The organism is Thermodesulfobacteriota bacterium (assembly GCA_035325995.1).
Lineage (GTDB): Bacteria > Desulfobacterota_D > UBA1144 > Nemesobacterales > UBA2774 > JADLGH01.
This window is the reverse complement of sequence record DAOKYU010000001.1, coordinates 147,020-173,041: the sequence shown is the minus strand read 5'-3', so window position 1 is coordinate 173,041 and position 26,022 is coordinate 147,020. Positions and strand designations below refer to the sequence as shown.

The window sequence follows — 26,022 nt, the reverse complement described above, 5'->3', positions numbered from 1 at the left end:
ACCCGTAAATTCATTTCCGCTCCTGATCGAATCTGCAAGATCGGCCCGAATATAATGCGACAAGGCGGCACACTTCGTGCTTGCCGTCTTCGTCCGCGAAGTAGACATCAGGCCGGGACTTATCGCAGGACTGAGCCGAATCACGAAAACTCTCCCGTCCTCAATTCGTTGTTTCGGGTGCAGGAGTGGCCCCTATCTTGGCTTTCCTTTTGGCTTCGGCCTCTTCGAGAATCTTTTTGCCTTCCGGCGAATCCGCAGGCACCCAGTTCCCCTCGGAGTCGAGCACTTCCTTGGGACCGGCTTTGAATCTCAGATCCTGGCGGACCCCGTACTTGTAAAGCTCGAACCTCGAAAGTGTTTCATTCTTTGCGGATTCCGAGGCTTTTTCATCGAAAAAGACTTCGGTCCCTTCGGGCAATTCGAACTTGCTGTCTGGAATATCGACATTTTCTTCAATCCCGGTCGCCACGGTTTCCGAATAAGACCCGATATCTTCCGCTATCATCTTGAGCGGTATACCGGCATCTCTCCATATCCATATCTTGGAATAACCAGGCGGCGCCGCGCCTTCGATTAACTTATTCATGTAATCTTCATCGCTTGGCTTCTGGCCGCTTTCGTATACGTCGCACGTTTTTCCGAGGACGGTTTCGGTTCCGACCTTACGCCCGACGCCGAGAAGGTCCATGGATACGACCTTTCTTTTTTCCATTCTCTCATAAAACTCTATCTTCTCTTTTTCAGTCAATTCTTCATACTTCGCCTTACCGTATTTTTTGGGATTCTCGATCTCGATAGCTTCTTTTTCGTCGATGTCTATGACAAATTCCTTCTCCGGGGTAACGAGCTTCATGCCTTTTATCGTCTCTTTCTCACCGTCTTCATCGGGCCTTTCTTTTGTCGTAATCCTCAGGCTCTTGTCCCCCTTTATGAACAGCTCCTCGGACCCGGAATAAGTCTTGGCGTCTTCGTCTCCCTTATGTCCGAATCTGGCTTCGTTTTTGTATTGTATTATTACACTTTTGAATGGGTAGTTATTGACGTAGGGATTGTTGAGTTCAGTATCAGCCTTCGAATCCTGCAAAACCAAAAAAGATAACGAAAAACCCAAAACTAAAAGAAATAAACGCATTTGCCCTCCCTGATCGTATCTGTATTACTGATACCCTTTTTTATACAACTTCAAGCCATGCCTTTTTTAAAAAGAAGTCAGGGACCCATGTAATATGAGTCCCTGACCTTATTATCAGAGCCTAATCCTTGTCATGTCATTAATGAGCAAGGGGATCCGGACGGTACTGAGCGTGGAATATGAATCCTTTCTCAATTTCCGTGTGAAGCATAGGGTCGCTGCCGTAGTCAACCCACCAGCCTCTTCCTTTCCACCCCGCGTTCGGGTCGTCGATCCTGCCGTCCTGTCCCCTGTGGTAGAAACCCATCGGGTAAGGAACGTAGGTTCTGACGAACTCTTCCGTGTCCGGAAGGAACGCTATAGCGGAGTCGGAACCCGTGCCCGTGCAGACAACCGTGTTCGGCCCGAGTCCGCCGGTGTCATACCAGTCGACCCAGGTGTAGTAGTGGTTGTCGGATTTGAGGTTCGTCCCTTCGAATACAGGGCCCGGTATGTCCCAGAGAGTCCAGCCTTCCGGACACTGATCACCGGTGCCCCAGGTCTGCGCGCACTTGTCGCGCTCGAACTTGGCAACGTGAGAGCTTCCGGACAGACATATCCAGACGTCTCCGTTCGTATCGACGTCAAGTCCCCTGCCACCGTTTCCGGGAGCGGGCGGAGTATACGTCTCGAACTTCTCCGTGGCCGGATCGAACCTTACTATACGGCCCGGAAAGCCCGGCTGAGCCGTCCATATGGTGCCGTCGAAGATGTTCGGGATGATGCCGTAGTTGAACCCTATGATCGGCGTATCGGCTTCCCCGTCGCCGTCGGAGTCGACAACAACCTCATACCACTTCTGCGAAGGCCCGAGCGTGCTCGGATCGTCGGGATCGAACGTGCTCGGATCGAACACTCCGAAAACATAGCTGTCTCCGCTCGTCCATACCTTGCCGTCGGCATCGAAGTGAAGGTGGTGCGTACCGTAGCAGGTGTCTATGAGAACCGTCTCTTCGGTGACCGTATCGAAATATCCGAGCTGACGATGGTGCGACCTCGGGGATTCCGCGGTGCCCATGATAGCCGGGTCGTCGAGACAGAAGTCAGGGTAGTCTTCCTGCCACTCTCTTCTTACCTGCGTAGTCAGCCAAACCTTGCCCGTATCGTCGAGCATCGGGTTGTGCGGGTTCGCAGGGTTCGGATAGGCGCCCTCGTGCGCAGATGTTCCGTCGGGAGCCGGGCATCCGAGCGTGCCGAAACCGGACGGTCTCGGCTCTTCGTCGAAAAGGCCCTTGAACGTCTGGTTACACCACGGCGTATCGAAGCCTCCGAGTGTCGGCGTATTATATCTCGTAGAGAAGTGATTGATCGGGTCGACCATGAGCGTGTAGTCCTGTCCTATGTCGACGCCGTATACGGGGCCGTATGGATAAAGGGTGGGATTACGCTTGTCCGTAGAGGTCTCGTCGTGAGCGTAGGTGTAGAAATCGCCCCATTCCCACATCGTGAGAACCATGTTTCTTTCTTTTCCGGACGGCCTCGGGGGAATCTGGCTCGGATATTCTCCGGCGGATATCCTGGCGCCCCAGTCGCCGAACGTCCTTACCATACCGTCTCGTCCAAGTCCGTTCGCGGTATTGTTCATCTGGTTCGCTTTTTTCCAGCCGAAGTCGTAAGCCTCGGGACCGCTGAGCCTCGTGTCGGCTATACCGAGCTGGTGACAGAGCTGGCATCCGAGCTTCGACGAGTTGACGAACTGTGCCGAGCTCTGGAGGCTTGGCGCCCATCCGTTGCCGTCGGGCCCTGTGCCGGGAAGCTCGTCGTCGTCCGGGATGTCGAGCATCGCAAACCAGTAGTTCGCAGGATATACGAGGGCGGCTTCTCTCGCGTCCGCAGCGGAGACAGCCTCGAGGTCCACCAGATTACCGGGGGTAACCTGGATCGCATCCGAATCCCTCAACCCGTAACCCCTTACCCAGACGTCGTAAGTAGCGTCGGGAAGGTCAGGAACCACGAATCTCCCCTGATCGTCGGTAACCACGACTTTCTGATAAATACCCGGCGTGCTGACGCCCTCATGAATCTTCTCATGAACCTGAAGCGTCTCGGCGATGACCCATACACCGGCTTCGGGAACCCCGTTGTTCAGAACGTGGCCGCCGATGTCGTTCTCATCGATCACTATGCCACCCGGATCGGGGGTCGGGGTAGGCTCGGGGCCAGGACCCCCTCCGTTACCACCGCCGCCGCAGCCGCCGTAGGTTAACGGAAGTGTTAAAGCTAATACCATAACTAAGAGTAAACTCTTAACCCAGTTACGCATATTCTCGTTACCTCCTCCTTTTGGTTATATAGATTTTCTCCGTTCGGGTCATTTTCCGGTTTCTCAAAGTGTCTTTTTGCCGAACTTTTCCCGAATCGTCGATAGATTTTGCTGTAACGTAAGTCGATTCTAAAATATCCGGTAATCCATTTCTATCGACATAACAATGATATTCACGTAATAACAATTGCCATCGCCGCGTAATCCGCCGCATTACACCCTTGTAGCGCCACAAGTGGTCAGGCGGGTGGAATAAAGCGCCCGGGCAGTCGCCGAGACAAACTATATGCATATACATCAAACTGACGGCGTGTAAATAAGGTGGTTTTGTATGGCATAGTGAATGAGCTCGGCATCGGTCTTCATATTCATCTTCTCCAGAATCCTTGTCCTGTAGGTTCTTATGGTCTGTACGCTGAGGTAGAGCTCCTCGGCTATCTGCTTGACGGATTTACCCGACGCTATGAGGCAGATCACCTGATACTCGCGGTTGGAAAGCTTGTGGTGGACCGGCTTTTCGTCGCCCGTGTATATGTTAAAGACGAGCTTTTCGGCAAGGTGCGGGCTTACGTACCTCCCCCCGGTATGTATCTTCCTCACCGCCGTCACAAGCTCGTCCGGGAGCGACCCCTTGGATATGAACCCGGACGCCCCCGCCTTGAGCACCCTTACCGCTATCTGGTCTTCGTCTATTATCGTAAAGACGAGCACGGGGAGCTCGGGCTGGACCTTCTTTATCTGCCTCAGTATCTCGAGCCCGTTGACGTCGGGGAGATTCACGTCCAGAATCAGTATGTCCCATCTTTTTCTGGATATGTTCTCGAACACCTCTTTGGCGTTTTCCGCCTCTCCGAACTGGTGGAGCCTGAACCCGTCGGAAAGTATTTGTTTTACACCCTGCCTCACGACAGGGTGGTCGTCGGCAATAAGGACTTTCAGCATTGTGTTTTGACCTCGCAAGGTATTTGGACTCTTATACTCGTCCCTATCCCGGGCACACCTTTTATCCTAAGGTCGCCGTTAAGCTCATGCACCCTTTCCCTCATTCCCAAAAGCCCCATCGCTTCCACGCCGAACATCGAGCTTTCCGCTATTCCCTTGCCGTCGTCTTCGACTCCGAGTACGATGAACTCCCCGTTCTTTTCGAGCATAACGACGACGTTCCTGGCTTCAGCGTGGCGCAGGATGTTGGTGAGCGCCTCCTGAAATATGCGGAATATAGCGGTGGATATTTTCGGATCGGGCATGAAGTCGTCTATAAACGATTTGAATTCGAAATTTATGTCGGTCTGCGCCCGCACGGCGTCTATTTGCCACCTTATCGCGGCTTCTATACCGAGGTCGTCGAGTATCTTCGGCCTTAGCTTGGCGCATATCTTCTTGACCGACTCGAAGGCGTTGTCCACGAGAACGGAAAGCTTCTCGATTTTATCGAGCACGGCCCCCGCCCCCTCCCGATCAGCGATGCCGGGTATTCTCCTCTTCAGCCACGAGATATCTATGGCTATGCCGGTGAGAAGCTGGGCGAATTCGTCGTGTATCTCCCTCGCGATGACCGCCCTTTCCTCTTCCCTGTACTGCTGGAGGTGCGCTGTCAGCCGCCGAAGGTGCTCGCGTGATTCTTCGAGCTTCATTTCGGCCTTCTTTCTCTCGGTGATATCCGTAACAGTCCCTTCGTAATAAAGGAAATTGCCGTTCTTGTCGGATATCGCCCTCACGCTTTCTATGACGTTTATGATCGAGCCGTCCTTTTTATACCACGACGACTCCAATTCCCTCGGCTGGGAGCCCTTTTGCAGAAGACCCTGTGTGCCGTTTTCGCGTCCCATCACGAACTCGCTGCGTTTGAGGTTCTTCGAGGCAAGCTCGTCGAACGAATCGTAGCCCAGCATCTGGAGGAGGGTGGGGTTGGCCATTAGTATCCTTCCGTCCTCGGACTTCCTGTATATGCCGGCCGGCACGTTCTCGTAGAGCTCCCTGTATTTCTTTTCGCTCTCTCTCAGGGCTTCCGCCATACCGGCGTTATCTATGGCGGATTCGATTTGTTTCACGACGACATTGAAGAATCCGAGCTCCCTGCCGTCGAATATGTTTTTCTCGATCGATATGATGTTTATCGAGCCGATTATGCGTTTCTTGTACCGGACCGGGAGGCCGAGATAGGATCCCACGTACGCCCCGGGCTCGAGAAAATCGATCCTCTCGACGCTGTCGGGGGTGATGTCGTTGTAGATTACGGGCTTCCCCTCGTTGAGAATCTTCCACGTCGCCCCGTTCATCTCGGGGACGAAAACGTCGTAGAACTTCGCGTACATGTCGTTATTTCCGGCGTATGCGCTAAGCGCGGCTTCTATGCCGTGGGCCATGTAGATGGCGACGTTGTTGGCGTTATCTATGCTGTGCATTATCGATTCGGAGGCATTCTGAAGGACGTGCTTTAAGTCTATCGACTGGTGAACGCTACGGGTTATGGAGCTCAGTATCTTCTCGCGCTTGTTTTTCTTTCGAAGCTCCTCGTAGAGCTTGGCCTTCGATATGGCAAGGGATATATGATCCGATATCGACGAAAAGAGGCTGACCTCGCTGTCGTCGAACCTCCTGTTCTTGTAGCTCGCGAAATATATGACGCCTATTACGGTTCTCCCGGCCGTAAGGGGAATACCGAGAATCCCGTGGTGTCCGAGCTTCTTCCCTCCGGGGCCGACGTCTTTATTCATCTGGATGTCTTCTACGTTAAGGGGCTTTCCGCTATCTATTATCTTCCACGTTATTCCGATTCCCTTCGGTATCCGGGAGACGTTCGTGGTGTAGCTATCGGGGACGTTCCTGTGTATTTCGAGAATCGCCTCGGTCCGGCTCTCGTTCACCAGATAAGCGAACACCATATCCACGTTATCGAGTGAAATAATGGTATCGAGTGCAATCCTGTAGACTTCCTTCAGGTCGAGAGACTGATGCACGGCCTTAGTGACCGTGTAGAGGATGTTGAGGTCGGTATTCCGACGGTCGAGGTCCCGGGCAAGGGCCGTAATTCTCTTTTCGTTCTCGATTTTTTTACCGTGTGATATCTTCTCAGCCGCCTTTGCCATTTTACGCTGCATCCCTCGGTTCGTTGCTCACAGAGTTACCAGGTCCCGCACTAACAAACGAACAAACGGCTTCGGACATAAAGACGAGCGCCGCAGATGAACAGCCGCGTCCGATTAAAACCCGTGGCCGAACTCGGCCACGCTCTCCACCGGTCATCGGAACACAAATATCAATAATGATTTTTAGTGGTTAAGTCGATTGTAGAATAAGGGATGAGGAATTTCTATCCTCGGAACGATGATATTGTTGTAGTGATATGGCTCCGTGCATGTAATCGCATTTTAATGGCTCTTGTAATTATTTACACTAGATTCGGGTGGTCAGAACGGCGGCTGTCTTGTGCCGCGCACGCTTAAGTGGTTCAAATCATTGTCCGGATATTTACGGTTGTCGCCATCAGGGGGAAAACCGCAGACCGTAATTCGACGCTTTTAGATATTGGGCGGGTGTATGAGGCCGTGCTGAATGGCGTAATGAATGAGCTCGGCGTCCGTATTCATCTCCATCTTTTCGAGAATACGGGTCCTGTACGTTCTGATGGTCTGGATGCTGAGGTAGAGCTCTTCGGCTATCTGCTTTACGGATTTCCCGGCCGCTATGAGGCAGATCACCTGGTATTCCCTGTTCGAGAGCTTGTGGTGAACGGGTTTTTCATCCTCTGCGTATATATTGAAGACGAGTTTTTCGGCGAGGGACGGGCTCACGTACTTGCCGCCGGAATGTATCTTTTTCACCGCAGCGATAAGCTCGTCCGGCATGGTCTCCTTCGTCACGGAGCCCGCCGCACCGGCCTTGAGAACCCTTATGGCGATCTGGTCTTCGTCGAAAACCGTAAGTACCAGGACCGGAAGATCCGGATGCACCTTTTTGAGCTGGCGGAGTATTTCGAGCCCGTTCATGTCGGGGAGATTGATGTCGAGGATCAGGATATCCCATTTTTTTTTGGAAATGTTATCCAGAACTTCCCTGGCGTTCCTGGCTTCACCGAACTGCTTGAGCTGAAGCTCTTCGGTGAGAATCTGTTTCACCCCCTGCCTTACGACAGGATGGTCGTCGGCAATAAGAACCCTCAGCATGTCACTCTTTGCCTGGCAGGTATCCTGACGCGTATGCTCGTTCCCCTGCCGGCGACTCCTTTAATCCTTACTTCGCCCCCGAGCTCGTGCGCGCGCTCCCTTATCCCCAGAAGCCCCATCGAGCCGGGCCTGAGCTTCGAGCTCTCCGGTATGCCTTTTCCGTTGTCCCTGATGCACAATATTATGGCGTCGTCCTTTTTCCTCATCGTAATCGACACCCTTGTAGCGCCCGAGTGCCGTATGATGTTCGTGAGCGATTCCTGGAATATACGGAAAAGCGCCGTCGTTACTTTCGGGTCCGTCGCGGAGAACCCCTCGGAGTATTTGAAATCGAAATCGATGTTCGTATGCGCTTTGACGGCGTCTATCTGCCACTTTATCGCGGCTACTATGCCGAGCTCGTCGAGCACCCTGGGGCGGAGCTGTGCACATATCTTTTTAACCGCATCGAAAGCGCTGCCCAGAAGGGTCGAGAAATTATCGAGCTTCTCGAAAACGGCTGCGTCGGTGCTGTGCTCGAGGTACCTGGGCAGACGCTGCTTCAGCCACGAAAGATCTATGGCCATGCCCGTAAGGAGCTGTGCGAATTCGTCGTGAATCTCCCTTGCGATAAGGGTGCGCTCCTCCTCGCGGAATTGCTGGAGGTATGACGTCAGCTTCCTCAGCCTGGCGCGGGAGCTCTTGAGCTTTCTTTCGAACATTTTCCTTTCGGTTATGTCGGTGACCGTTCCCTCGTAATAAAGCACCCGTCCGCTTGCGTTCGTGATGGACCTTACGCTCTCGATCACTTCGATGACGGACCCGTCTTTTTTAATCCACGAGGATTCGAATTCGGTTATCATGGACTGCTTTTTAGATACTCTCGCGGACATTTCCGCACGGCTTTTTTCCCTGACGAATGCGCTTCGCTTGCGGTTGAGCACCGCCATTTCTTCGAAGTTCCCGTATCCAAGCATCTGGATCAATGTAGGATTAGCCATGATTATCCTGCCGTCGTAGGATTTACAATAGATCCCGGCGGGAACGTTTTCGTAAAGGTCCCTGTACTTCTTTTCGCTCGTCTTGAGCGCCTCCGCCATCCACGCGTTGTCTATGGCGGATTCGATTTGCTTGGTGACTATCCTTAAAAACCCGAGCTCCCTGATGTCGAATGTGTTTTCTTCCGCCGAGGTTATGTGTATAGAGCCTATGATGCGTTTTTTATACCTGAGAGGTATGCCGACGAACGACTTTACCGCCGAGCCGGGCTCGATGAAATCGATCTTGCTCTCCTCGCCGATATTATTGTTCACCATGGGTTTTCCGGTATTGAAGAGCCTCCATGTCGCGCTCTCGACCGCAGGGACGAACACTTCGTAGAACTTGATCTGTGAATTACCGCAGCTGAGGGCCGTGAGCGCGGCTTCGCTGCCGTTGATCGTGTAAACCGCGACGCAGTCGGCCCCTTCGATGTTTCTTTTGATGGAATCCGCCGCGTTCTGTACGACGTTTTTAAGGTCTATGGACCTGTGGACGCTCCTCGTGACGGCGCTTATAATTCTTTCGCGCTTGTTTTTTTTCCGGAGCTCTTCATAGAGCTTGGCTTTGGCGATAGCAACCGATATGTGTTCGGATATCGAACGGAAGAGGCTGACTTCGCTGTCGTTAAATTTATAATTCCTGTAGGTCGTAAAATATAAAGCGCCGATGACCCTGCCGCCTATCGTAAGCGGGACGCCAAGTATACCGTGATGCCCCAGCTCTTTACCCGCAGGCCCTATATGTTCGTCCGTCTGGGCGTCTTCGGCATTATAGAGCTCGCCGCTCTCCAGTATCTTCCAGGTAATGCCTTTACCCTTGGGGATCCTGGCTACCTTGCGGACATAACTTTCCGGAACGTTCCTGTAATCCTCGAGCACGGCCTCGTTTTTCGCGTCGTCGATGAGATATATGAACGCCATATCGACGTTATCGAGCTCTATGATCATGTCGAGCGCGATCTTGTACAGGTCCTTGAGATCGAGCGATTTGTGCACGGCCTTTGTAATTTTATAAATTATGTTGAGGTCCGTGATCCTTCTGTCGAGGTCCGTCGCCAGATCGTTGAGCCCGGGCTCGCTGCCGGCGGCATTCGTTACAGGAACGGCCTTACCTTTCGGGCCCTTCAAAAGAAGCATCAAATGGGGATCGCCCGAGGAATTCCTGAATGGTTTTATAACGCATTCGACAGGTCTCCAGCCACTCTCACCAGCCTTGAATCTGAAAGTGCAGATTTCCTTCGAGAATGTTTTGAGTGAGCAGGATAACTTCGACTTCGTACGTGCCGCGTCGCCGGAATGAACGAAAGAAAGGAACTCCCTGCCCTTGAGATCCGAAGGGATATAGGGAACGAGCTTTCCCAGGTCGGGGCTCACGTATACGAATCTTCCACCCGCCCCTATCTCGCAAACGATGTCTTCCGTCATGTCGAGCAGGGCGTTGAGCTTATTTTCACTTTCTATGAGGCCGTCTTTATAGAAGTTTCGCTTGCTGATTTCCAGCATGGTGGCTGCGAGGGCGTAAGGCTTTCCATCAGCGTCTCTCAGGCATATGCTTTTGATTATGACGGGAGTTATCTTTCCGTCCTTGCATATGAACTCCTTTTCGTAGCTGATGGGATTCTCGGTCGCCAGAAGCTCTTTGACTATATCGGTTTCGAGATCGAAATACTCTTGGGGAGTAATGTCCCTGAACGTTTTTTCGTGGACTATCTCTTCCCTGGAGTATTTCGTTATTTTTAAAAACGCTTCATTGACGTCAATGAATACTCCGTTCAGATCGACTGAGCCCATCGCGATCTCGGAAGTGCTGAAGAGCTTGTTAAATACGGCTCGTGTAAACTCACCCATGATTGACAGACAGGGGACCCCTCCCTGTCTACTCCCTATGAATATCAATTAGCACATGTAACTACACAAATCAAGATATAATTACCACAGAAGGCTGCCCGGATGCGTTACGCAAACGTAATATCGAATCGGATAGTGGTTTTTTCCAGGTACATGCGAAAGACGCACGCCTACATCTTATCGCAACCCCGCCTGGCTATAGAAATCGCTGCAATCGAGACAGGCACCTTGCTTTAATGGTCGGGGTGAGAGGGCTCGAACCTCCGACTTCGGCGTCCCAAGCGCCGCGCGCTACCAGACTGCGCTACACCCCGACCGGGAACGAGAAGTATACCTATGAGAAGAAAAACAACAAGGTCGGGAGCCGGTTCCGGCGGCGTTCTATTTTCCCGATTCGGGAAACGCCTAAAGGCAAAAACCTTCCCCCTCGGGAAAAGCGAAGATTACTTCATTCCTTTCATGTGCTGTATGTATCCTTCCCTACCGGAGCCTGCTTTGTAGGTAGAATATCCTATCGGGTTCTTCTCGTAATATTTCTGATGATAATCCTCGGCGGGATAGAATTCCATCGCAGGCCGTACGGTCGTAACTACAGGGGCCTTGTACCTCCCCGACTCTTCGAGCTTTCTTTTCGACTCTTCGGCGGTCTTCTTCTGCTCCTCGTCGTGGTAAAAGATAGCCGTTTTATAGTGCCGGCCCCTGTCCACGAACTGCCCGCCGTCGTCCGTCGGGTCTATATTAAGCCAGAATACGTCGAGAAGCTCCTCGTACGAGACCTTGTCCGGGTCGTATACGACTTCTATGGATTCGAGGTGATTCGTTCTGCCGTAACAGACGTCGTGGTAGCTCGGGTTTTTCTCCGTCCCGCCCGTGTAGCCGACCGTGGTCGAGACGACGCCCGGAAGGTTGTCGAACGGGGGCTGCATACACCAGAAACAGCCGCCCGAAAAAGTCGCCTTTTTGTATTTTCCGCCATTTTCTTCCATTCTCGCCCCCGTGTAAATGATATATCTAAAGTATATTGGCCGCGGCAAAAGAGACAACTCGCCCCTGAATCTATATATAGATTTACAAGAGAAAAGGATTCAGGGAATAAGCGTTTACGGGTTAAAGACCCGGCGCCGTACGGGGTTTTCCCGAGCCTGCCCTGTCTTCGTAGACGGGACGCCTGGGCTTCTTCGGGGGATTGTTTTCAAGAAGCTCGAGGGCGACGCCTATGGCCTTTTCGAGCTGCGGGTCGGGGGAGTCCTTTATGTTCTCGGGCAGGTCCTCGACGGGGTAGTCGGGCTCGACGCCGTAGCCTTCGATCTCCCATTTTCCGTCCGAGTTCCAGAACGCGTAGCTCGGGGCCGTGACGAACCCGCCGTCTATTAGCCCCGGGTTCCCGCCTATTCCTATGAGGCCGCCGAGAGTGCGGGTCCCTACGAGCGGGCCGAGCCCGGTCTTCCTGAAGTAGTAGGGGAACGCGTCGCCTCCCGACCCGGCCCAGCCGTTTATTATCATCACCTTAGGCCCCGCATTGGAAAGGCCTGGGGTCTTCCAGTCCTTAAAATCCCTCGTCGCCCAGTAGTTCAGCACAGGCCTGTTAAGGAGCTCGATGAAGCGGTCGGGGACCTGCCCGCCGCCGTTGAACCTTTCGTCGATTATCAGGGCTTCCTTTCCGGCCTGGGGCACGAACTGCCTTACGAGCTCGTTCTGTCCCTGCCATCCCGTGTCCGGAACGTATACATAACCCACCCTTCCGTTCGTCTCCCCGTCGACCTTGTCGAGATTCGATTCGATCCATTCGAGATACCGGAGCCTCCTGTCGTCGGCTGTCGAGATGAGCTTTATATTCACGTCGCGCGCGTCCTTGCCGTTCGGGTTCTTTGCGACTGTCAGCGTTACGATGTCGCCCGTGGGCGTGGCGAACGCCTCCCATGGATCTTTCGTTACGTCTGGCCTGCGTCCGTTTACGGCGATGAGGTAATCCCCCTCCTCGACGCCGAGACCCGGCTGGCCCAGGGGAGAATACGCATCCGGATTCAGCTTGCCGCCCGTGTATATCTTTTTAATCCTGTACGCCTTGGCGCCGGAATCGAGCTCGAACTCCGCGCCCGGAAGACCGAAGGGCAGCACCTCGGCCTCGTCCATATCGCCGCCGCCGACGTAGGTATGCGAAGAATTGAGCTCGCCCACCATCTCACCGATGACGTAATTGAGATCGTTCCTGTCCGTGACGAAAGGAAGTAGCTTTTCGTATCTTTGCCTGACGGCGTCCCAATCGACCCCGTGCATGCCCGGGTCGTAGAAGAAGTCCCTCTGTATCCGCCACGCGTCGGTGAATATCTGTTTCCACTCCTCCCTCGGGTCTATATTAGCCTTAAGCCCCGAGAGGCCGAGCTGCCCGTCCCCCGGCTTGCTCCCTTCCGAGAGATTCACGATCCCGTACGTGTCGCCCGACCGGTAAATGATCTTCGACCCGTCTGCCGAGAGGTCGTAGTCGGAGACGTTCTGCATGACGGTCTTTTCCTTCCTGTCCCCGAGGTCGAAGTACTGTAGCGCGCCGCCGGGGTTGTCAAACCCCGCACTGCCTGCCGCGGGGAAACGCAGGTAGACGATTTTTCCGCCGGCCGCCGTAACGCGTCCGAAATTCCCGGCGGAGACCGGGATCTTCACCGCGCGCGACTGTATGCCGCCGAAATCTATCTCGCCCTTTTCAGGGGCCTTTTTCTCTTTTCCCGGCGGGACGTATTCCTCGTCGTTTACCGGGGCGAGCGGCGACTGAGCGCCGCCGGCCAGCGTGATCGCGTAGAGCTGTGTAGAGTTCGGGTAAACCCACGTGTCGTCCATGTCGCCGTAGACAGGGGTGAAGGACGTGTCGGAGAAATAATAGAGGTACTTCCCCTCGGGATCGAAAAGGGGCGAATTGTCGTTATAAAATCCGTTCGTCACCTTATGCCGCCTTCCCGCCGCGAGATCGTAAACGTATATCGACTTGATATCGCTCGATTCGCTCTTGACATATGCGATGTGCTTCGTGTCGGGCGACCACGAATAAGTGCTTATATTGCCGAACTTGTCCCTGTCTATCTCTTTTGGCTTTCCGTCGTCTATATCGACCACGAACAGCCGACCGGTCTTGTCGCTGAAGGCGATTTTTTTACTGTCGGGAGACCAGACCGGCTTGTAGCGGAAGACGGAGCCGTCCCCGGTGACCCTCGTCTCGCCGCCGTCCCCGTTACTGAGCCTGTAGTAAAGCTCGTACTCGCCGGATTTGTCCGAGAAGTAGGCTATGTACTTGCCGTCAGGGGACCAAACGGGGAACCGCTCCGCAATCCCCGAAGTGTTCGTGAGATTCTTTATCCTGCCCTGCCCCGCGGGGACGGTCAGGACCTCGCCCCTCGCCCCGAAGAGCGCCCGCTTTCCGGTGGGGGAGATCGAGAAGTCGCTTATGTTCCGCGAAAGGTCTTTCAGGCGCGGGCGTAGCTCGGGCAGGTCGTTCGGCACCTGCACGGCTATCTCGCTTATGCTTTCGTCGGGCAGGCTCAGGAGATAGAGCCTGCCGCCGTTCTCGAAGACGATGTCGTCCGGGCCGGGGCTCGGCCATTTCACGTCGAAGTCTTTAAAGTCCGTGACCCGGCGCGTTTCGTGCGTTTCGGTATCGAAAGCCCATATATTGATCCGCTTCTCGCCGCCCCTGTCCGAAACGAAGTAGATGTCTTTCCCGTGCCACATCGGCACCGAATCGGTGCCCGGATAGTCGGTGATCTTTTCTATGGAGCCCGACTCGAAATCGTAGATCCAGATGTCGTTCGCCATACCGCCCCTGTATCCTCTCCACGCGCCGCGCATGGGGGCCATGTATTCGAAGGCCATTCTTTTACCGTCGGGGCTAAGGCTGCCGAGCTCGCCGTAGGGAAGAGGGAGCGCCCGGGGGAGCCCGCCCTTCGCCGAAAGCTTAAAGAGCCTGTCGTAGCGCTGGCTCGCGCTCAGCATGTTCGAGCGGAAGAGGATGTTACCGCCGTCCGGATACCAGTCGACGACTATGTCGTCGTCGGGGTGGTGGGTGAGCCTTTCGGGTATCCCGCCCGTGCGGGGGATCGTGTATATGTCCACGTTGCCGTCGTAATTCCCGCTGAAGGCTATCGTCCCGCCGTCCGGGGAGAACTTCGGCAGTATCTCGTTCCCCCTTGCGGACGTAAGCCGCGACGCGAGCCCCCCGGACTTGGGAACCGCCCATATATCCCCGGCGTAGACGAACGCTATCGAATCCCCGCTTACGTCCGGATAGCGGAGCATGAGCGCGTCGGGGGTTTCTTCCGCCAGCTTTGTTTCGGGCGGCTTTGCTTCGGGGTTCGAAAACGCGGAGCCGAGCAACAACGCAGCCAGAACTACAAAAATAGAGATATTCGGTAGACGGGGCTTCATTCTGTCAGGGGGCTGTTCCTTATATTATTGCGCCATATTATTGCGCCCGAGTGTCGGCGCGTACGATATAAACTATACCTCCATACGCGCCGGGTGTCCCCGGATTTTGCGGCGTGATATGCAAACGGCTCAAATCTCGTCCCTGAAATCGGTCTTGAACGCCTTCTGTGAGGCCGCGCGTTCGAGGGCGAGCTCTATAAGCCTACTTACGAGGTCTTCGAAGCCGAGCCCGCTTTCCTCCCAGAGCCGGGGGTACATGCTGATCTGCGTAAACCCGGGGATCGTGTTTATCTCGCTTACGTAAATGGCCCCGGTCCCTTCCTCTATGAGGAAATCGACCCTCCCGAGGCCGCAGCAGTCGAGGGCCTTGAATGTCCGTACGGCGTAATCCTGGAGGAGCGCCGTGAGCTCGTCGCCGAGCCTGGCCGGGGCGACGAGGCCCGTCCCCTCTTCGAGGTACTTCGCCTTGTAGTCGTAAAATTCCCTGTGGGGAATGACCTCGCCCGCGCACGAAGCGACGGGCTCTTCGTTCCCGAGGACGCTTATCTCTATCTCGCGCGGATTCGTGACCGCCCTTTCGACGATGATGCGGCTTGAGAACTTGCAGGCGTAGTCTATGGCCTTTTCGAGCTCGTCCCCGTTTTTCGCCTTGGTCACGCCCACGGAAGAGCCCAGGTTGGCAGCCTTGACGAAGCACGGCATGCCGAGGATATTCATCGTCAGTATGGCGACGCCGTTCCTGTCGGCCTCCCACTCGTGCTTGTAGAATCCGACGAACTCCGGCACGGGGAGGCCGGAATCCTTGAGCACGGCCTTCATCATTACCTTGTCCATTCCGACGGACGACCCGAGGACGCCCGCGCCGACGAAAGGAACGCTCATAAGCTCGAAGAGCCCCTGTACCGTGCCGTCCTCGCCGAATGTGCCGTGAAGCACGGGGAAAATGACGTCTATACCGTGCTCCGCGGCGAGCTTCCCGTCCGCGATCTCGTACAGTAACGGCTCGCCCGAGCCGAGGGAAGGCGTAAGGAAGGAGCCGGTTTCGACCTTAAGCTCACCGCCGCCCAGCCAGGCGTCTATGGACGCCCTCCTCCATATCCCCTCTTTATCTATAAATATGGGAAATACTTCGTATTTATCTTTATCGGCATGTGATATCACGGATTTCGCGGAGACGAGCGAGACCTCGTGCTCTACGGACCTGCCTCCGAAAACGACTCCGACTGTTAATTTCGCCAAGATGCCCCCTTTTTTTCATTTGCGGCAAGTTGAATCACACCGCGCCGCGGCGGCATCTAACGGGTTACCCAAACCGCTAACCCTTGTCAAGGCAGAGAGGGCTCCGTTTACTTGCAAATGGAAAGTCTTAATGTAAAATCCACTCAGCGGATTGGCAGTCAACCTAAACAAGGAGGCGATTCATATGCAGAAAGTTGTTCTGAGCGAACCGTTAAGGACTGCAATAGGGTCATTCGGCGGAACGTTGAAAGATACGAACCCGGCCAAGCTGGGTGCAACAGTCGTAAAGGAGATACTGGACAGGACCGGAGTGGACCCGAAGGTCGTCGACGATTGCATTATGGGCAACATCCTCAGCGCAGGACAGGGGATGAACATATCGAGACAGGTCGCGATCGAAGCCGGGCTCCCCGTAGAGACTCCGGCCGTGACGATCAACAGGGTCTGCGGCTCCGGTGTTCAGTCCGTCGTGCTCGCCGCGCAGGCGATAAAGGCGGGGGATGCGGAAGCCATAATCGCGGGCGGTACCGAAAACATGAACCTCGCCCCCTTTTACCTCCCCAAGGCGCGTTACGGGTACAGGATGGGAATGCCCAAGGAAGAGATAGTCGACGGCATGGTGTACGACGGCCTCTGGGACATATTCAACGATTATCACATGGGAGTCACCGCGGAGAATCTCGCGGAATCCTACAATATTTCGAAAGACGAGCAGGACGAATTCGCTTACAAGAGCCAGCAGAAATGTAAGGCCGCCCAGGACGAGGGCAGATTCAAGGACGAGATAGTGCCCGTGCTCATCCCGCAGAGGAGGGGCGACCCCCTGGCTTTCGACAGGGACGAGCACCCGAAGGGCGATACGACCCTCGAAGTTTTGAAGGGCCTCCGCCCTGTGTTCAAGGTAGGCGGGACGGTGACGGCCGGGAACGCCTCGGGCATTAACGACGGCGCTGCCGGTATTTTCGTCTCGTCCGAAAAGAAGGCGAAGGAGCTCGGCCTTAAGCCCGTAGCCTCGATAGTGGCCTATGCCGTCGGCGGCGTGGATCCTTCCATCATGGGCATCGGGCCTGTGCCGGCGATACAGAAGGCGCTCGACAAGGCGAAGCTCTCGCTCGACGACATCGACCTCTTCGAGCTGAACGAGGCCTTCGCCGCTCAGTCGCTCGCGGTGCTGAGAGACCTCCCGATACCCGAAGAGAAGGTCAACGTGAACGGCGGAGCGATAGCCCTCGGACATCCGATAGGAGCTTCCGGAACGAGGATTCTCGTTACGCTCCTCCACGAAATGGGCAAGCGGAAGAAGGCCAAGCGCGGCCTCGCGGCCCTTTGCATCGGCGGCGGAATGGGCATCGCGATTATCGTCGAGAAAGAAAAGAATTAAAGACTCAATATAGAAACTTCCGGGGAGGGCTTTTTAGCCCTCCCCCTTTTTTATTCCCTTTTGAATTTACTCCGGACAAACAATCATCTTAAAATCGAGGGTCACTTACCGCCGGACGTCGTGCCCGACTGAATCTCGAAAAAGTATTCGTTCGTCTCGAAGAGGCTTTTGAATTTCTCCGGTACGGGCGCGACCGCCCTTTCGGCGTAGCTCATGAACACGATGCCGGTCTTCACCGTGGCGACCTCCTTACCCGTCTCTTTGTTGCCTACCCTGTAGACGAGGTCGCACCCGTACTTGGTGAAGTCGCACACTGCTATGTCTATCACCATGACGTCGCCGTAAAATCCCTCTGACTTATACACTATGGCGACGTCAGAGAGTATTATGCCCGGGCCGTCCACGTCGAGCTCCGTGAAGCCGAGGCTCCTGAAGAACCTGACGCGCGCCTCGTGCGTGAGCGACAGTATGGAATCGTGCCCGAGGTGTCCCCCGTAATTGATGTCGCTTATGCGGAGCGGTATCTCGGTCGAAAAAACGTGCTTCTCCGGGAACTCCATTTTTATTCTGGCCATTCTTTATCCTTTTAAGTCGAATTATCACCGGCGTACCCGTCCCAGGCCGGAAGATATTTCGGCGGCGCATACGGAAAACCGAGTTGACACACCGCCGGGTCGTTTGCTAAAGTTTGTATTATACTTTGTTAGAATATTTCGTGCGAATTCGCCATGACCCGAGATAAGATAGACACCGTATCCATAAGGTCATATTTCAGCAATCTCGTAAACATGAGCTTCTTTGACCTCGGAAAAGAAAAGGACAGGGAAGCGGCCGAATACCTCACCGAAATGCTGACGGAGTTCGCCCGCTCCGAAAGCCTCTACAAGCTCACCGACGCCGACGGGAAGAAGATGAGCACGATAGTAGACATGCTTATAGAGAGCCGGAAGGTCCCGCCGGAGAACAGCGGCTACCAGAGAGAGGTAAGGAAATACATGGGCGACTTCTCGCTCTTCATGAGCGGCATTTTCCGTGACTACGTCAACCGGGGATCGTATCTTTCGTATTACATGAGCGAGGGGATGAAGTCGTATTCGGTGGTTTCCATCCTCGACCTCGAAAGAGGCGAAGGAAACCCGATAATGTTCAGCAGGCTCGCGAGGGAGTTCGAGTTTTATTCCGGCGCGCTCGACTACATGAGAAAGGTCTACTTCGGCCCCGAGATGTCGGCCGATCCGTTCTCCAATTTCGCGCTCCAGATTTCGCGCATGGAGCACTGAGCCGAGGCCGGCGCCCGCCTAACCCCTGAAATATCCCGCTATATCCTTCGAAAGGACCGTGAACGATTTTTCCCTGTCGGGGCTGAAGTCCCTGAAGATGAAGTGCTCGACGCCCGCATCGACGTACTCTTCGAGCCTCCTTCTGACGTCGGCCTTCGAGCCCGCGGCTACGAAGTCGAGCACAATGTCGCGCGAATAATACTTCTCGCCCATCTCCCTGAACTTCCTCAGCATGTCCTGGTCGCCCGGCATTATCTTCGTGTATTCGAGTCCCCGGTATTCCTCGTCGATCCGGATGTCGTACCCCGCCTGCGACAGGAGCTCGGGCCATATGAGGGCGTGCTTCACGGGCTCGAGCGACTTGTAGGCCTCATCGACGTTCTCCGCTATGGACGTGAACATGTAGATCGTCTTCTCGATGTCGCCGAGGCACGCGTCACGCTCCGCCGCGCCTTCGAGAACCGTTTCCAGCTTTCGGGCGAAAAGGGACGGCGGCATGGCGTTCGTAACCCAGCCGTCGCCGTACTCGCCGGCTACCCTTAGCGCGCGCGGGCCGGTCGCAGCGACGTATATCGGGATGCGGTCGGCGCGGACGGGCTGTATGCGGAGCTCGGCCTGGCTCATGCCGTAAATCTCTCCATCGAAATCCACCGGCTCGCCCTTCCAGAGAGCGCGCATGATCCTGATCGATTCCACGACCCTGGTCAGCGGCTTGTTCCACTCGATGCCGTAGGGGTCGAGATTCATCTTCTCGCCGTAGCCGACGCAGACGAAAATCCTGCCGTTCGAAACGTGGTCCACCGTTGCGAGACGGTGCGCGAACACCGCTGGATGCATGCGGTGGGAATCGCCGACAGTGCCCATGATTACGCTGTCAGTTTTCATCGAAGCGGCCGTGATCACCGACCACACTTCGGGTGTGAGCCGCTTCGCCATGAAGACTACGTGGTCCGGAAACCATACCGTGTCGAAACCGGCGTCCTCGGCGTCGGCTGCGAATTTTATAAGCCCCTCGACCGACTCTCCGGGGACCGGCGCAGTGATGCCGAACCTGATTTTCTTTCCCATCTCTTTACCTCCGCAAGCGTTAATCGGATTCACTGAATTATACACAATCCATTTTGATGAATTTCTTGATTTTTAGAAATCAAAGGGTTATTATTTCGTACCCAACACGATCCAAAATACAATTCAACCATACAAGTTGAAAGAGGCGGAGGTATTCAGGAAATGGAGAGACTTGAAAGACTTGATAAACTCGAGAAAGAGCATACCAGCAAACACGTAGACATCGAATCGAAGAGATTTTTCTTCGACGTGAAAGAAAATCACAAGGGTAAGTATCTCAGGATCACGGAGCTCAGCGGCGGCAGATCCTGCATAGTTATTCCTCTCGGCGGAATCAGTCTTTTCAAGGAAAGGCTCGGGGAAGTGATAGAAGAAGCCGAGAAGCTGATCGAATCGCCCGGAACCGTTTCCTGAGCACACGCGGATTGTAAGCAAATCGCCGGCCCGCCCGCAGTGGGCGCAACACCGTAAATCAGAAGCGAAGCATATCGAGCGCCCGTTTGTAAACGGGCGTTCCCGGAACCCTGCAGGCGAGCGTTAAAGCCCGTTCAGGCAGGTCATATACTCATTCCACATAAGGAAGACGAAATGCGGTTTAGACGGCGCGTCAGGCGGTTTCCGCCTTGAGCAGGTCGTCGTACGTTTCGCGTTTTCTGACCACGGTGAACGAGCCGCCGTTTACCAGCACCTCGGCCGCGCGCGGGCGCGTGTTGTAGTTGGAAGACATCACGAACCCGTATGCGCCTGCGCTCATGACGGCGAGGAGGTCCCCCATTCCGACGGCGGGAAAGGGCCTGTCCTTCGCGAGAAAGTCTCCCGACTCGCATATCGGCCCGACAACGTCTACCGGCCCCTCGGGTTCGCCGGATTCCTTTACGGTCAGGATCTCGTGATACGAATCGTAGAACGCGGGGCGTATAAGGTCGTTCATCGCGGCGTCCACTATGACGAACTTCTTGGCAGTCCCTTCCTTGAGGTATATCACCCTCGTCATGAGAAGGCCCGAGTTACCCATGAGTGACCTGCCCGGCTCGAGGACGAGCTTGTACGGTTTTCCCGCAAGGACGGATTTGATGACGGCGGCGTATTCGGCGGGCTTCGGAGGGGTCTCGCCCTTCTCGTAGCTGATGCCGAGCCCCCCGCCGATGTCGATGTATTCGATTTTGATCCCCGAGGCCGAGAGGTCGTCTGCAAGGGCGACGAGCTTCTTAAGTGAATCGGTAAACGGGGAGAGATCGAAAATCTGGGAGCCTATGTGCGCGTCGATCGCGACGACGTCGATGCCTTTCATGGCGCTGGCTTCTCTGTAGACTTCGGTGGCCTTTCCTATCTCGATCCCGAACTTGCTCTTCTTAAAGCCCGTCGAGATGTAGGGATGGGTCCTGGGGTCGATATCCGGGTTCACGCGAAGGGCGACCGGGGCCTTTTTCCCGAGCCCCGAGGCGACTTCGTTAAGAAGACCAAGCTCCTCGACGGACTCGACGTTGAAGAAGAGTATCCCCGCTTCGAGCGCGGCCTTCATCTCCTCGGCCGTTTTTCCGACGCCGGAGAAGACGACCTTCGACGTGTCTCCCCCCGCCCTCTTCACGCGTATAAGCTCTCCGAGCGATACGATGTCGAATCCCGAGCCGAGGCCGGCGAAAGACTTAAGTATGGCGAGGTTGGAGTTGGCCTTTACCGAGTAGCATATAAGCGTGGCGACGTCCGAGAAAGCGTTCCTGTAGCCCGTAAACGCGTTCTTGAGGGCCGCGTAGCTGTAGACGTAGCACGGGGTGCCGACGGAATCCGCGATCTTCGATAGTGGTACTTCCTCGGCGTAAAATTCGCCGTCCCTATAATGGAATGCCTCGCTCATAAAAAGGATTCTCCCGAAATTTTACTGGAAACAATTTACACGAAATAACCTAAATGAAAACAGAAACGGCCCATACGGACGCCGCTGTCCGAAGTGGCCCCGGACGGGGTTTAAAGCTGCCCTTTAAGGTATTTGTCGAGATAATCGAGCCTGTCGTTTCCCCAGAACATCTTGTCGTCGACGAACACCGTAGGCGCCCCGAAGGCCCCGCGCGCAGCCGCCCGCGACGTTTCGTCCTTGAGCCTGTCTTTTATCTCCTGCTCGACGATCCTGGCCATGAACCAGTCGGGGTCGATCCCGGCTTCCTCCACCGCCGCCCTCAGTATATCGTCCCGGCTGAGGTCCTTTCCCTCGGTCCAGTAGAGCCTGAAGAGGTGGTGGTTATACGGGACGAGGAGTCCTTTCTCGGAGGCGGCGAATGCCCCGCGCATCGGCTTTACGCTTATGAGCGGAAAGTGCTCCGGGAATGTGAATTCGACTCCGTAATAGCGAGCAGTGTCGTCGAGGTCCTTCTTGAGGTAAGCGATCTTGTTTTCGATCTGGAGCGCGGGCTTGACGCCCGTCTCGTTGAAAACACCGCCGAGAAGAAACGGCTTCCATTCGAGCTCGGCCCCGTTGTCCTCGCATACCTTCTCGATCCTGGCCGAGGCGATGTATGTATAGGGGCTGCTGAAATCGTAATAGAACTCGACCTTCTTCGGCATTTGCGCTCTCCCTGAAGATGTTTCTCAGGTGGATTATAAGAAATGCCGCGTTCGATATCAAGCTCGCGGCCCGTGAGGCGCATTCCCGGCGCTCTCCCCGATTGACCCGTCACACCCTTGTGATAAACTCACGTATATAATTATAACCGGCTAAAATGACCAGCAATTTTACATTCAACGGCCTCCGGGTCACCGCATTCGAAAGCAGGCGCGCGAAGGAAATAGAGAAGCTCATTCTCTATCACGGCGGCGTCCCCCGCATAGCGCCGTCGATGCGCGAAGTCCCTCTCGCAAAATCCGCCGAGGCGCTCAGGTTCGCGAAGAGTCTCATCGACGGGAAGTTCGACATCGTGATATTCATGACCGGGGTCGGGGCGAGGGCCCTCACGGAAGCCGTGACGACGAAATACCCCCGGGACGAATTCATCGATGCGCTCAGGAAGACGACCGTCGTCGCGCGCGGGCCGAAGCCCGTTGCGGCGCTCCGCGAGATGGAGATATCCCCCGACATAACCGTCCCCGAGCCCAACACGTGGCGGGACGTTCTCGGCACGCTCGACGGCGAGATCGAGCTCAAGGGGAAGAGGGTGGCTGTTCAGGAGTACGGCATATCGAACGACGACTTTCTCGAAGCGCTAAGGAACCGTGGGGCTAAAGTGACCCCGGTGCCGGTTTACAGGTGGGACCTACCCGAGGATACCGCGCCCCTTCGCGAGGCGATAAAGGCCATAACCGAAAAGAAGGAAGACATATCGCTCTTCACGAGCTCGCAGCAGATTTATAACCTCTTCAAGGTAGCCGACGACGAAGGGCTGACGGAGCGCCTTAAGGAAGGCTTCAGGAACGTCGCCATAGGCTCCATAGGGCCGACGACGACCGAGGCGCTCACGAGGTTCGGCCTTTCGCCGGATTACGAGCCCGACAGCCCGAAGATGGGGAACCTCATTCGCGAGATGGCGAGGACGGGCGGCGAGCTCCTAAGGAAAAAAAGGATCGCGCACGAGAACGGCATCGATACGAGTAACTGGCATCGCGTCGAGATGGTATGGGAAAAGGATTTCGACAAGCTGCGTAAAGAGGCCTCCCGGAATTCCGTATTCATGAAGGCATGCAGAAGGGAAAAGACGGATTACACCCCCGTCTGGCTGATGCGCCAGGCAGGGAGATTCATGAGGGAGTACAGGGAGCTCCGCTCGAGGGTGTCGTTCCTAGAGCTGTGCAAAACCCCCGAGCTCGCGGCAGAGGTGACGCTGAGCGCCGTCGACCGTCTCGGGGTGGACGCGGCGATAATATTCTCGGACATATTGGTAATACTGGAGCCGCTCGGCGTGGGGCTCGAATTCTCGAAGGGCGACGGGCCGAAGATACTGAAGCCCGTACGCTCCGGAAAGGCCGTAGACGGGCTTTCGGACTTCGACGCCGAGAGCCTCGAATTCGTATACGAGGCCGTGTCGATTACGCGCCGCGCGCTCGACCCCGAAAAGGCGCTCATAGGATTCGCGGGGGCCCCCTTCACCATCGCGTCCTACGCTATCGAGGGCGGCGGGTCGCGGAATTACGAGAACACGAAGGGACTCATGTATAAGGACCCGGGCGCGTGGCATACGCTCATGGAGAAGCTTACGGCGGCGACCGCCGCGCACCTGAACGCCCAGATAAAGGCGGGCGCCGACGCCGTTCAGCTCTTCGACAGCTGGGTCGGATGCCTGTCAAAGGACGACTATAAAGACTTCGTCCTCCCCCACATGAAGAAGCTCATTCGCTCCATAACGAAAAACGTGCCCGTCATACACTTCGGCACGGGAACGGGAGCGCTTCTCGAATTGATGAAGGAATCGGGAAGCCGGGTGATCGGCTTTGACTGGAGGGTGGACCTGGGCGAGGCCTGGAAGAGGGTCGGATACGACGTGGCGGTGCAGGGGAATCTCGACCCCGTCGTCCTGTTCGCCCCGCAGGCGGAAATACGAAAGAGGGCCAAGGTCATTCTCGACAAGGCCGGGGGCAGGCCCGGCCACTTATTCAATCTCGGGCACGGCATATTGCCGCGTACGCCCGTCGACAACGTGCTCGCGCTGGTAGACGCCGTGCACGAATTTTCGTCCGGGAAATAACCTTTCAGGCCCTGTGCGACTCGAGGGAGAAATTTATGAATCACGATTTTGACGCTGTGCTTCTCATAGGATACGGCGGCCCCGAGGCCCCGGAAGAGATAAGGCCGTTTCTCAGGCGGGTAGCCAAGGGGAGGCCGATACCCGAAGAGCGCCTCGAAGAGGTAGCCCACCATTACGAGCTCATAGGCGGGAGATCGCCGCTTAACGAATACACGTATAAACAGGCCCGGGCGCTCGAAGCCGCGCTCGCCGGAAACGGCAGCGCCCTCCCGGTATACGTCGGGATGAGGAACTGGAATCCGTTTATCGTCGATACGATAAAGGAGATGTCGGAGAAGGGCGTCAGGAAGGCAGTCGGTATGATAATGGCCGCCCATCAATGCGACGCGAGCTGGGAGAGATATCAGAAGGACGTCGAGGAAGCGCTCGCGGCGGCCGGGGCGAACATGGAATTCGTTTACGCCCCTCCCCTTTTCGACCATCCGCTTTTCATCGAAGACTCCGCCGACAGGGCCGCCGAATGCCTCGCCGCAATACCCGAAGCCGAAAGGGACGAGACGATGATTCTCTATTCGGCGCACAGCATACCGGCCCCGATGGCCGAGAGCTCGCCCTACGTCGAGCAGCTCACCGAGACCGCCAGGCTCGTATCGGAGAGGCTCGGGCACGGCAAATGGAGGCTCGTCTATCAGAGCCGGAGCGGCCGACCGCAGGACCCGTGGCTGGAGCCCGACGTTTGCGACGTTATTCGCGAGCTCGCGAAGGAAGGGGTGAAGAACGTAATCGTCCAGCCGATAGGATTCCTCTGCGATCACGTAGAAGTCCTCTTCGACATAGGCGTCGAGGCGAAAGAGGCGGCGGACGAGGCCGGGATAAATCTCTTACGCGCGAAGACCGTCAACGACGATCCGAAATTCATAAGCGCCTTGACCGAAGCCGTGGAGGGCGTTTTAAACGGCCGCGCCTGAGTGGGGCAGGACGCCCCGATCGGCGGAGAAAAAACACTCACAACCCCTCGGCGTGTAGCGGTCGCCTTAGAGACAAACATTAAATTACCGGGGGCATTCCGATGAACTGTATACAGAAGGAATTTACGCTCCAGCCGAAGGGCCGGGGGTTTCATCTGGTGACGAGGGAGATCGCGGTGCATATTCCGGAGCTTGCGGAGTTCGCGGTCGGCGTCGCGCACGTATTCATATGCCACACGTCCGCTTCGCTGACGATCAACGAGAATGCCTCGCCCGACGTAAGGGTGGATTTCGAATCGCACTTCAACAAATACGTCCCCGAGAACGCGCCGTATTACAGGCACACGCTGGAAGGGCCGGACGACATGCCGGCTCACATAAAGGCGTCGCTGCTGGGAAGCTCGGTTTCGGTCCCGGTAAGGGACGGAAGGTTCAACATGGGCACGTGGCAGGGGATATATCTCTGCGAGCACAGGGACCACGGCGGCCCGCGGAAGATCATAGTAACCATTTTCGGGGAGAGGAAGGGTAAGTAACAG

General features: G+C 55.5%; 19 protein-coding genes and 1 tRNA gene. 6 read left to right on the top strand and 14 right to left on the bottom strand.

Annotated elements, in window-relative coordinates:
- Positions 1–160 precede the first annotated feature (160 nt).
- From PKC29_00775 to PKC29_00730, 10 genes are all read right to left on the bottom strand, one after another.
- Entirely contained in the window at positions 161–1,132 is a 972-nt protein-coding gene (locus PKC29_00775; GenBank protein ID HML93945.1) for a hypothetical protein, read from the bottom strand.
- Positions 1,133–1,271: 139 nt separating this feature from the next.
- Positions 1,272–3,293 (bottom strand): hypothetical protein, encoded by a 2,022-nt coding sequence (locus tag PKC29_00770; protein ID HML93944.1) that lies wholly within the window; start codon positions 3,291–3,293, stop codon positions 1,272–1,274.
- A 438-nt stretch (positions 3,294–3,731) separates the two neighbouring features.
- Positions 3,732–4,376 (bottom strand): response regulator transcription factor, encoded by a 645-nt coding sequence (locus PKC29_00765; protein ID HML93943.1) that lies wholly within the window; start codon positions 4,374–4,376, stop codon positions 3,732–3,734.
- Positions 4,370–6,523: a GAF domain-containing protein gene (locus tag PKC29_00760; GenBank protein HML93942.1), complete on the bottom strand. Its 2,154-nt coding sequence runs from the start codon at positions 6,521–6,523 to the stop codon at positions 4,370–4,372. The genes PKC29_00765 and PKC29_00760 overlap by 7 nt, the downstream gene beginning before the upstream one ends.
- A gap of 432 nt (positions 6,524–6,955) precedes the next feature.
- Complete coding sequence (locus PKC29_00755) at positions 6,956–7,600, bottom strand: response regulator transcription factor (protein HML93941.1); 645 nt, start codon at positions 7,598–7,600, stop codon at positions 6,956–6,958.
- On the bottom strand, positions 7,594–10,467 hold the full coding sequence (locus PKC29_00750; protein ID HML93940.1) for a PAS domain S-box protein: 2,874 nt from the start codon (positions 10,465–10,467) through the stop codon (positions 7,594–7,596). Before PKC29_00750 ends, PKC29_00755 begins: the two co-directional genes overlap by 7 nt.
- A 237-nt stretch (positions 10,468–10,704) precedes the next feature.
- A tRNA-Pro gene (locus PKC29_00745) sits at positions 10,705–10,781 on the bottom strand.
- Positions 10,782–10,910: 129 nt separating this feature from the next.
- Entirely contained in the window at positions 10,911–11,453 is a 543-nt protein-coding gene (gene msrA, locus PKC29_00740; GenBank protein HML93939.1) for a peptide-methionine (S)-S-oxide reductase MsrA, read from the bottom strand.
- A gap of 121 nt (positions 11,454–11,574) precedes the next feature.
- Positions 11,575–14,877 carry a PDZ domain-containing protein gene (locus PKC29_00735; GenBank protein HML93938.1) on the bottom strand — a complete coding sequence of 1,101 codons (3,303 nt, stop codon included), beginning with the start codon at positions 14,875–14,877 and terminating at the stop codon, positions 11,575–11,577.
- 129 nt (positions 14,878–15,006) lie between these two features.
- A complete protein-coding gene (locus PKC29_00730) occupies positions 15,007–16,116 on the bottom strand; it encodes a D-alanine--D-alanine ligase family protein (protein HML93937.1) in 1,110 nt (369 codons plus the stop codon).
- Positions 16,117–16,300: 184 nt separating this feature from the next.
- Between PKC29_00730 and PKC29_00725 the strand changes: the two genes are divergently transcribed.
- Positions 16,301–17,497 carry an acetyl-CoA C-acetyltransferase gene (locus tag PKC29_00725; protein HML93936.1) on the top strand — a complete coding sequence of 399 codons (1,197 nt, stop codon included), beginning with the start codon at positions 16,301–16,303 and terminating at the stop codon, positions 17,495–17,497.
- Between the two features lie 101 nt (positions 17,498–17,598).
- Here the strand turns inward: PKC29_00725 and PKC29_00720 are convergent, their stop codons facing one another.
- The gene (locus PKC29_00720; GenBank protein ID HML93935.1) at positions 17,599–18,072 is read right to left on the bottom strand and encodes a thioesterase family protein; all 474 of its coding nucleotides are present in this window, start codon (positions 18,070–18,072) and stop codon (positions 17,599–17,601) included.
- A 153-nt stretch (positions 18,073–18,225) separates the two neighbouring features.
- Between PKC29_00720 and PKC29_00715 the strand changes: the two genes are divergently transcribed.
- The gene (locus tag PKC29_00715; GenBank protein HML93934.1) at positions 18,226–18,777 is read left to right on the top strand and encodes a hypothetical protein; all 552 of its coding nucleotides are present in this window, start codon (positions 18,226–18,228) and stop codon (positions 18,775–18,777) included.
- 18 nt (positions 18,778–18,795) lie between these two features.
- On the opposite strand, the gene PKC29_00710 is transcribed toward PKC29_00715, so the two are convergent.
- Positions 18,796–19,845 carry an LLM class flavin-dependent oxidoreductase gene (locus PKC29_00710; protein HML93933.1) on the bottom strand — a complete coding sequence of 350 codons (1,050 nt, stop codon included), beginning with the start codon at positions 19,843–19,845 and terminating at the stop codon, positions 18,796–18,798.
- Between the two features lie 162 nt (positions 19,846–20,007).
- Here PKC29_00710 and PKC29_00705 point away from each other — a divergent pair, with 162 nt between their 5' ends.
- On the top strand, positions 20,008–20,259 hold the full coding sequence (locus tag PKC29_00705; protein ID HML93932.1) for a DNA-binding protein: 252 nt from the start codon (positions 20,008–20,010) through the stop codon (positions 20,257–20,259).
- Between the two features lie 193 nt (positions 20,260–20,452).
- On the opposite strand, the gene lysA is transcribed toward PKC29_00705, so the two are convergent.
- Both lysA and PKC29_00695 read right to left on the bottom strand, forming a co-directional pair.
- Positions 20,453–21,700 (bottom strand): diaminopimelate decarboxylase, encoded by a 1,248-nt coding sequence (gene lysA / locus PKC29_00700; GenBank protein ID HML93931.1) that lies wholly within the window; start codon positions 21,698–21,700, stop codon positions 20,453–20,455.
- A gap of 110 nt (positions 21,701–21,810) precedes the next feature.
- Positions 21,811–22,404, bottom strand: a complete 594-nt coding sequence (locus PKC29_00695) for a 2-hydroxychromene-2-carboxylate isomerase (GenBank protein HML93930.1) — start codon at positions 22,402–22,404, stop codon at positions 21,811–21,813.
- Positions 22,405–22,559: 155 nt separating this feature from the next.
- On the opposite strand from PKC29_00695, the gene hemE reads away from it, so the two are divergent.
- From hemE to PKC29_00680, 3 genes are all read left to right on the top strand, one after another.
- The gene (hemE, locus tag PKC29_00690; protein HML93929.1) at positions 22,560–24,515 is read left to right on the top strand and encodes a uroporphyrinogen decarboxylase; all 1,956 of its coding nucleotides are present in this window, start codon (positions 22,560–22,562) and stop codon (positions 24,513–24,515) included.
- Positions 24,516–24,550: 35 nt separating this feature from the next.
- Positions 24,551–25,483 (top strand): ferrochelatase, encoded by a 933-nt coding sequence (hemH, locus tag PKC29_00685; protein HML93928.1) that lies wholly within the window; start codon positions 24,551–24,553, stop codon positions 25,481–25,483.
- A 101-nt stretch (positions 25,484–25,584) separates the two neighbouring features.
- The gene (locus tag PKC29_00680; GenBank protein ID HML93927.1) at positions 25,585–26,019 is read left to right on the top strand and encodes a secondary thiamine-phosphate synthase enzyme YjbQ; all 435 of its coding nucleotides are present in this window, start codon (positions 25,585–25,587) and stop codon (positions 26,017–26,019) included.
- Positions 26,020–26,022 lie beyond the last annotated feature (3 nt).

What these genes read in the sequence shown, in the direction of transcription:
- PKC29_00775 (HML93945.1), bottom strand. Translation starts at nt 1,132, where the DNA reads ATGCGTTTATTTCTTTTAGTTTTGGGTTTTTCGTTATCTTTTTTGGTT.
- PKC29_00765 (HML93943.1), bottom strand. Translation starts at nt 4,376, where the DNA reads ATGCTGAAAGTCCTTATTGCCGACGACCACCCTGTCGTGAGGCAGGGT.
- PKC29_00760 (HML93942.1), bottom strand. Translation starts at nt 6,523, where the DNA reads ATGGCAAAGGCGGCTGAGAAGATATCACACGGTAAAAAAATCGAGAAC.
- PKC29_00755 (HML93941.1), bottom strand. Translation starts at nt 7,600, where the DNA reads ATGCTGAGGGTTCTTATTGCCGACGACCATCCTGTCGTAAGGCAGGGG.
- PKC29_00750 (HML93940.1), bottom strand. Translation starts at nt 10,467, where the DNA reads ATGGGTGAGTTTACACGAGCCGTATTTAACAAGCTCTTCAGCACTTCC.
- msrA (HML93939.1), bottom strand. Translation starts at nt 11,453, where the DNA reads ATGGAAGAAAATGGCGGAAAATACAAAAAGGCGACTTTTTCGGGCGGC.
- PKC29_00735 (HML93938.1), bottom strand. Translation starts at nt 14,877, where the DNA reads ATGAAGCCCCGTCTACCGAATATCTCTATTTTTGTAGTTCTGGCTGCG.
- PKC29_00725 (HML93936.1), top strand. Translation starts at nt 16,301, where the DNA reads ATGCAGAAAGTTGTTCTGAGCGAACCGTTAAGGACTGCAATAGGGTCA.
- PKC29_00720 (HML93935.1), bottom strand. Translation starts at nt 18,072, where the DNA reads ATGGCCAGAATAAAAATGGAGTTCCCGGAGAAGCACGTTTTTTCGACC.
- PKC29_00715 (HML93934.1), top strand. Translation starts at nt 18,226, where the DNA reads ATGACCCGAGATAAGATAGACACCGTATCCATAAGGTCATATTTCAGC.
- PKC29_00710 (HML93933.1), bottom strand. Translation starts at nt 19,845, where the DNA reads ATGGGAAAGAAAATCAGGTTCGGCATCACTGCGCCGGTCCCCGGAGAG.
- PKC29_00705 (HML93932.1), top strand. Translation starts at nt 20,008, where the DNA reads ATGGAGAGACTTGAAAGACTTGATAAACTCGAGAAAGAGCATACCAGC.
- lysA (HML93931.1), bottom strand. Translation starts at nt 21,700, where the DNA reads ATGAGCGAGGCATTCCATTATAGGGACGGCGAATTTTACGCCGAGGAA.
- PKC29_00695 (HML93930.1), bottom strand. Translation starts at nt 22,404, where the DNA reads ATGCCGAAGAAGGTCGAGTTCTATTACGATTTCAGCAGCCCCTATACA.
- hemE (HML93929.1), top strand. Translation starts at nt 22,560, where the DNA reads ATGACCAGCAATTTTACATTCAACGGCCTCCGGGTCACCGCATTCGAA.
- hemH (HML93928.1), top strand. Translation starts at nt 24,551, where the DNA reads ATGAATCACGATTTTGACGCTGTGCTTCTCATAGGATACGGCGGCCCC.
- PKC29_00680 (HML93927.1), top strand. Translation starts at nt 25,585, where the DNA reads ATGAACTGTATACAGAAGGAATTTACGCTCCAGCCGAAGGGCCGGGGG.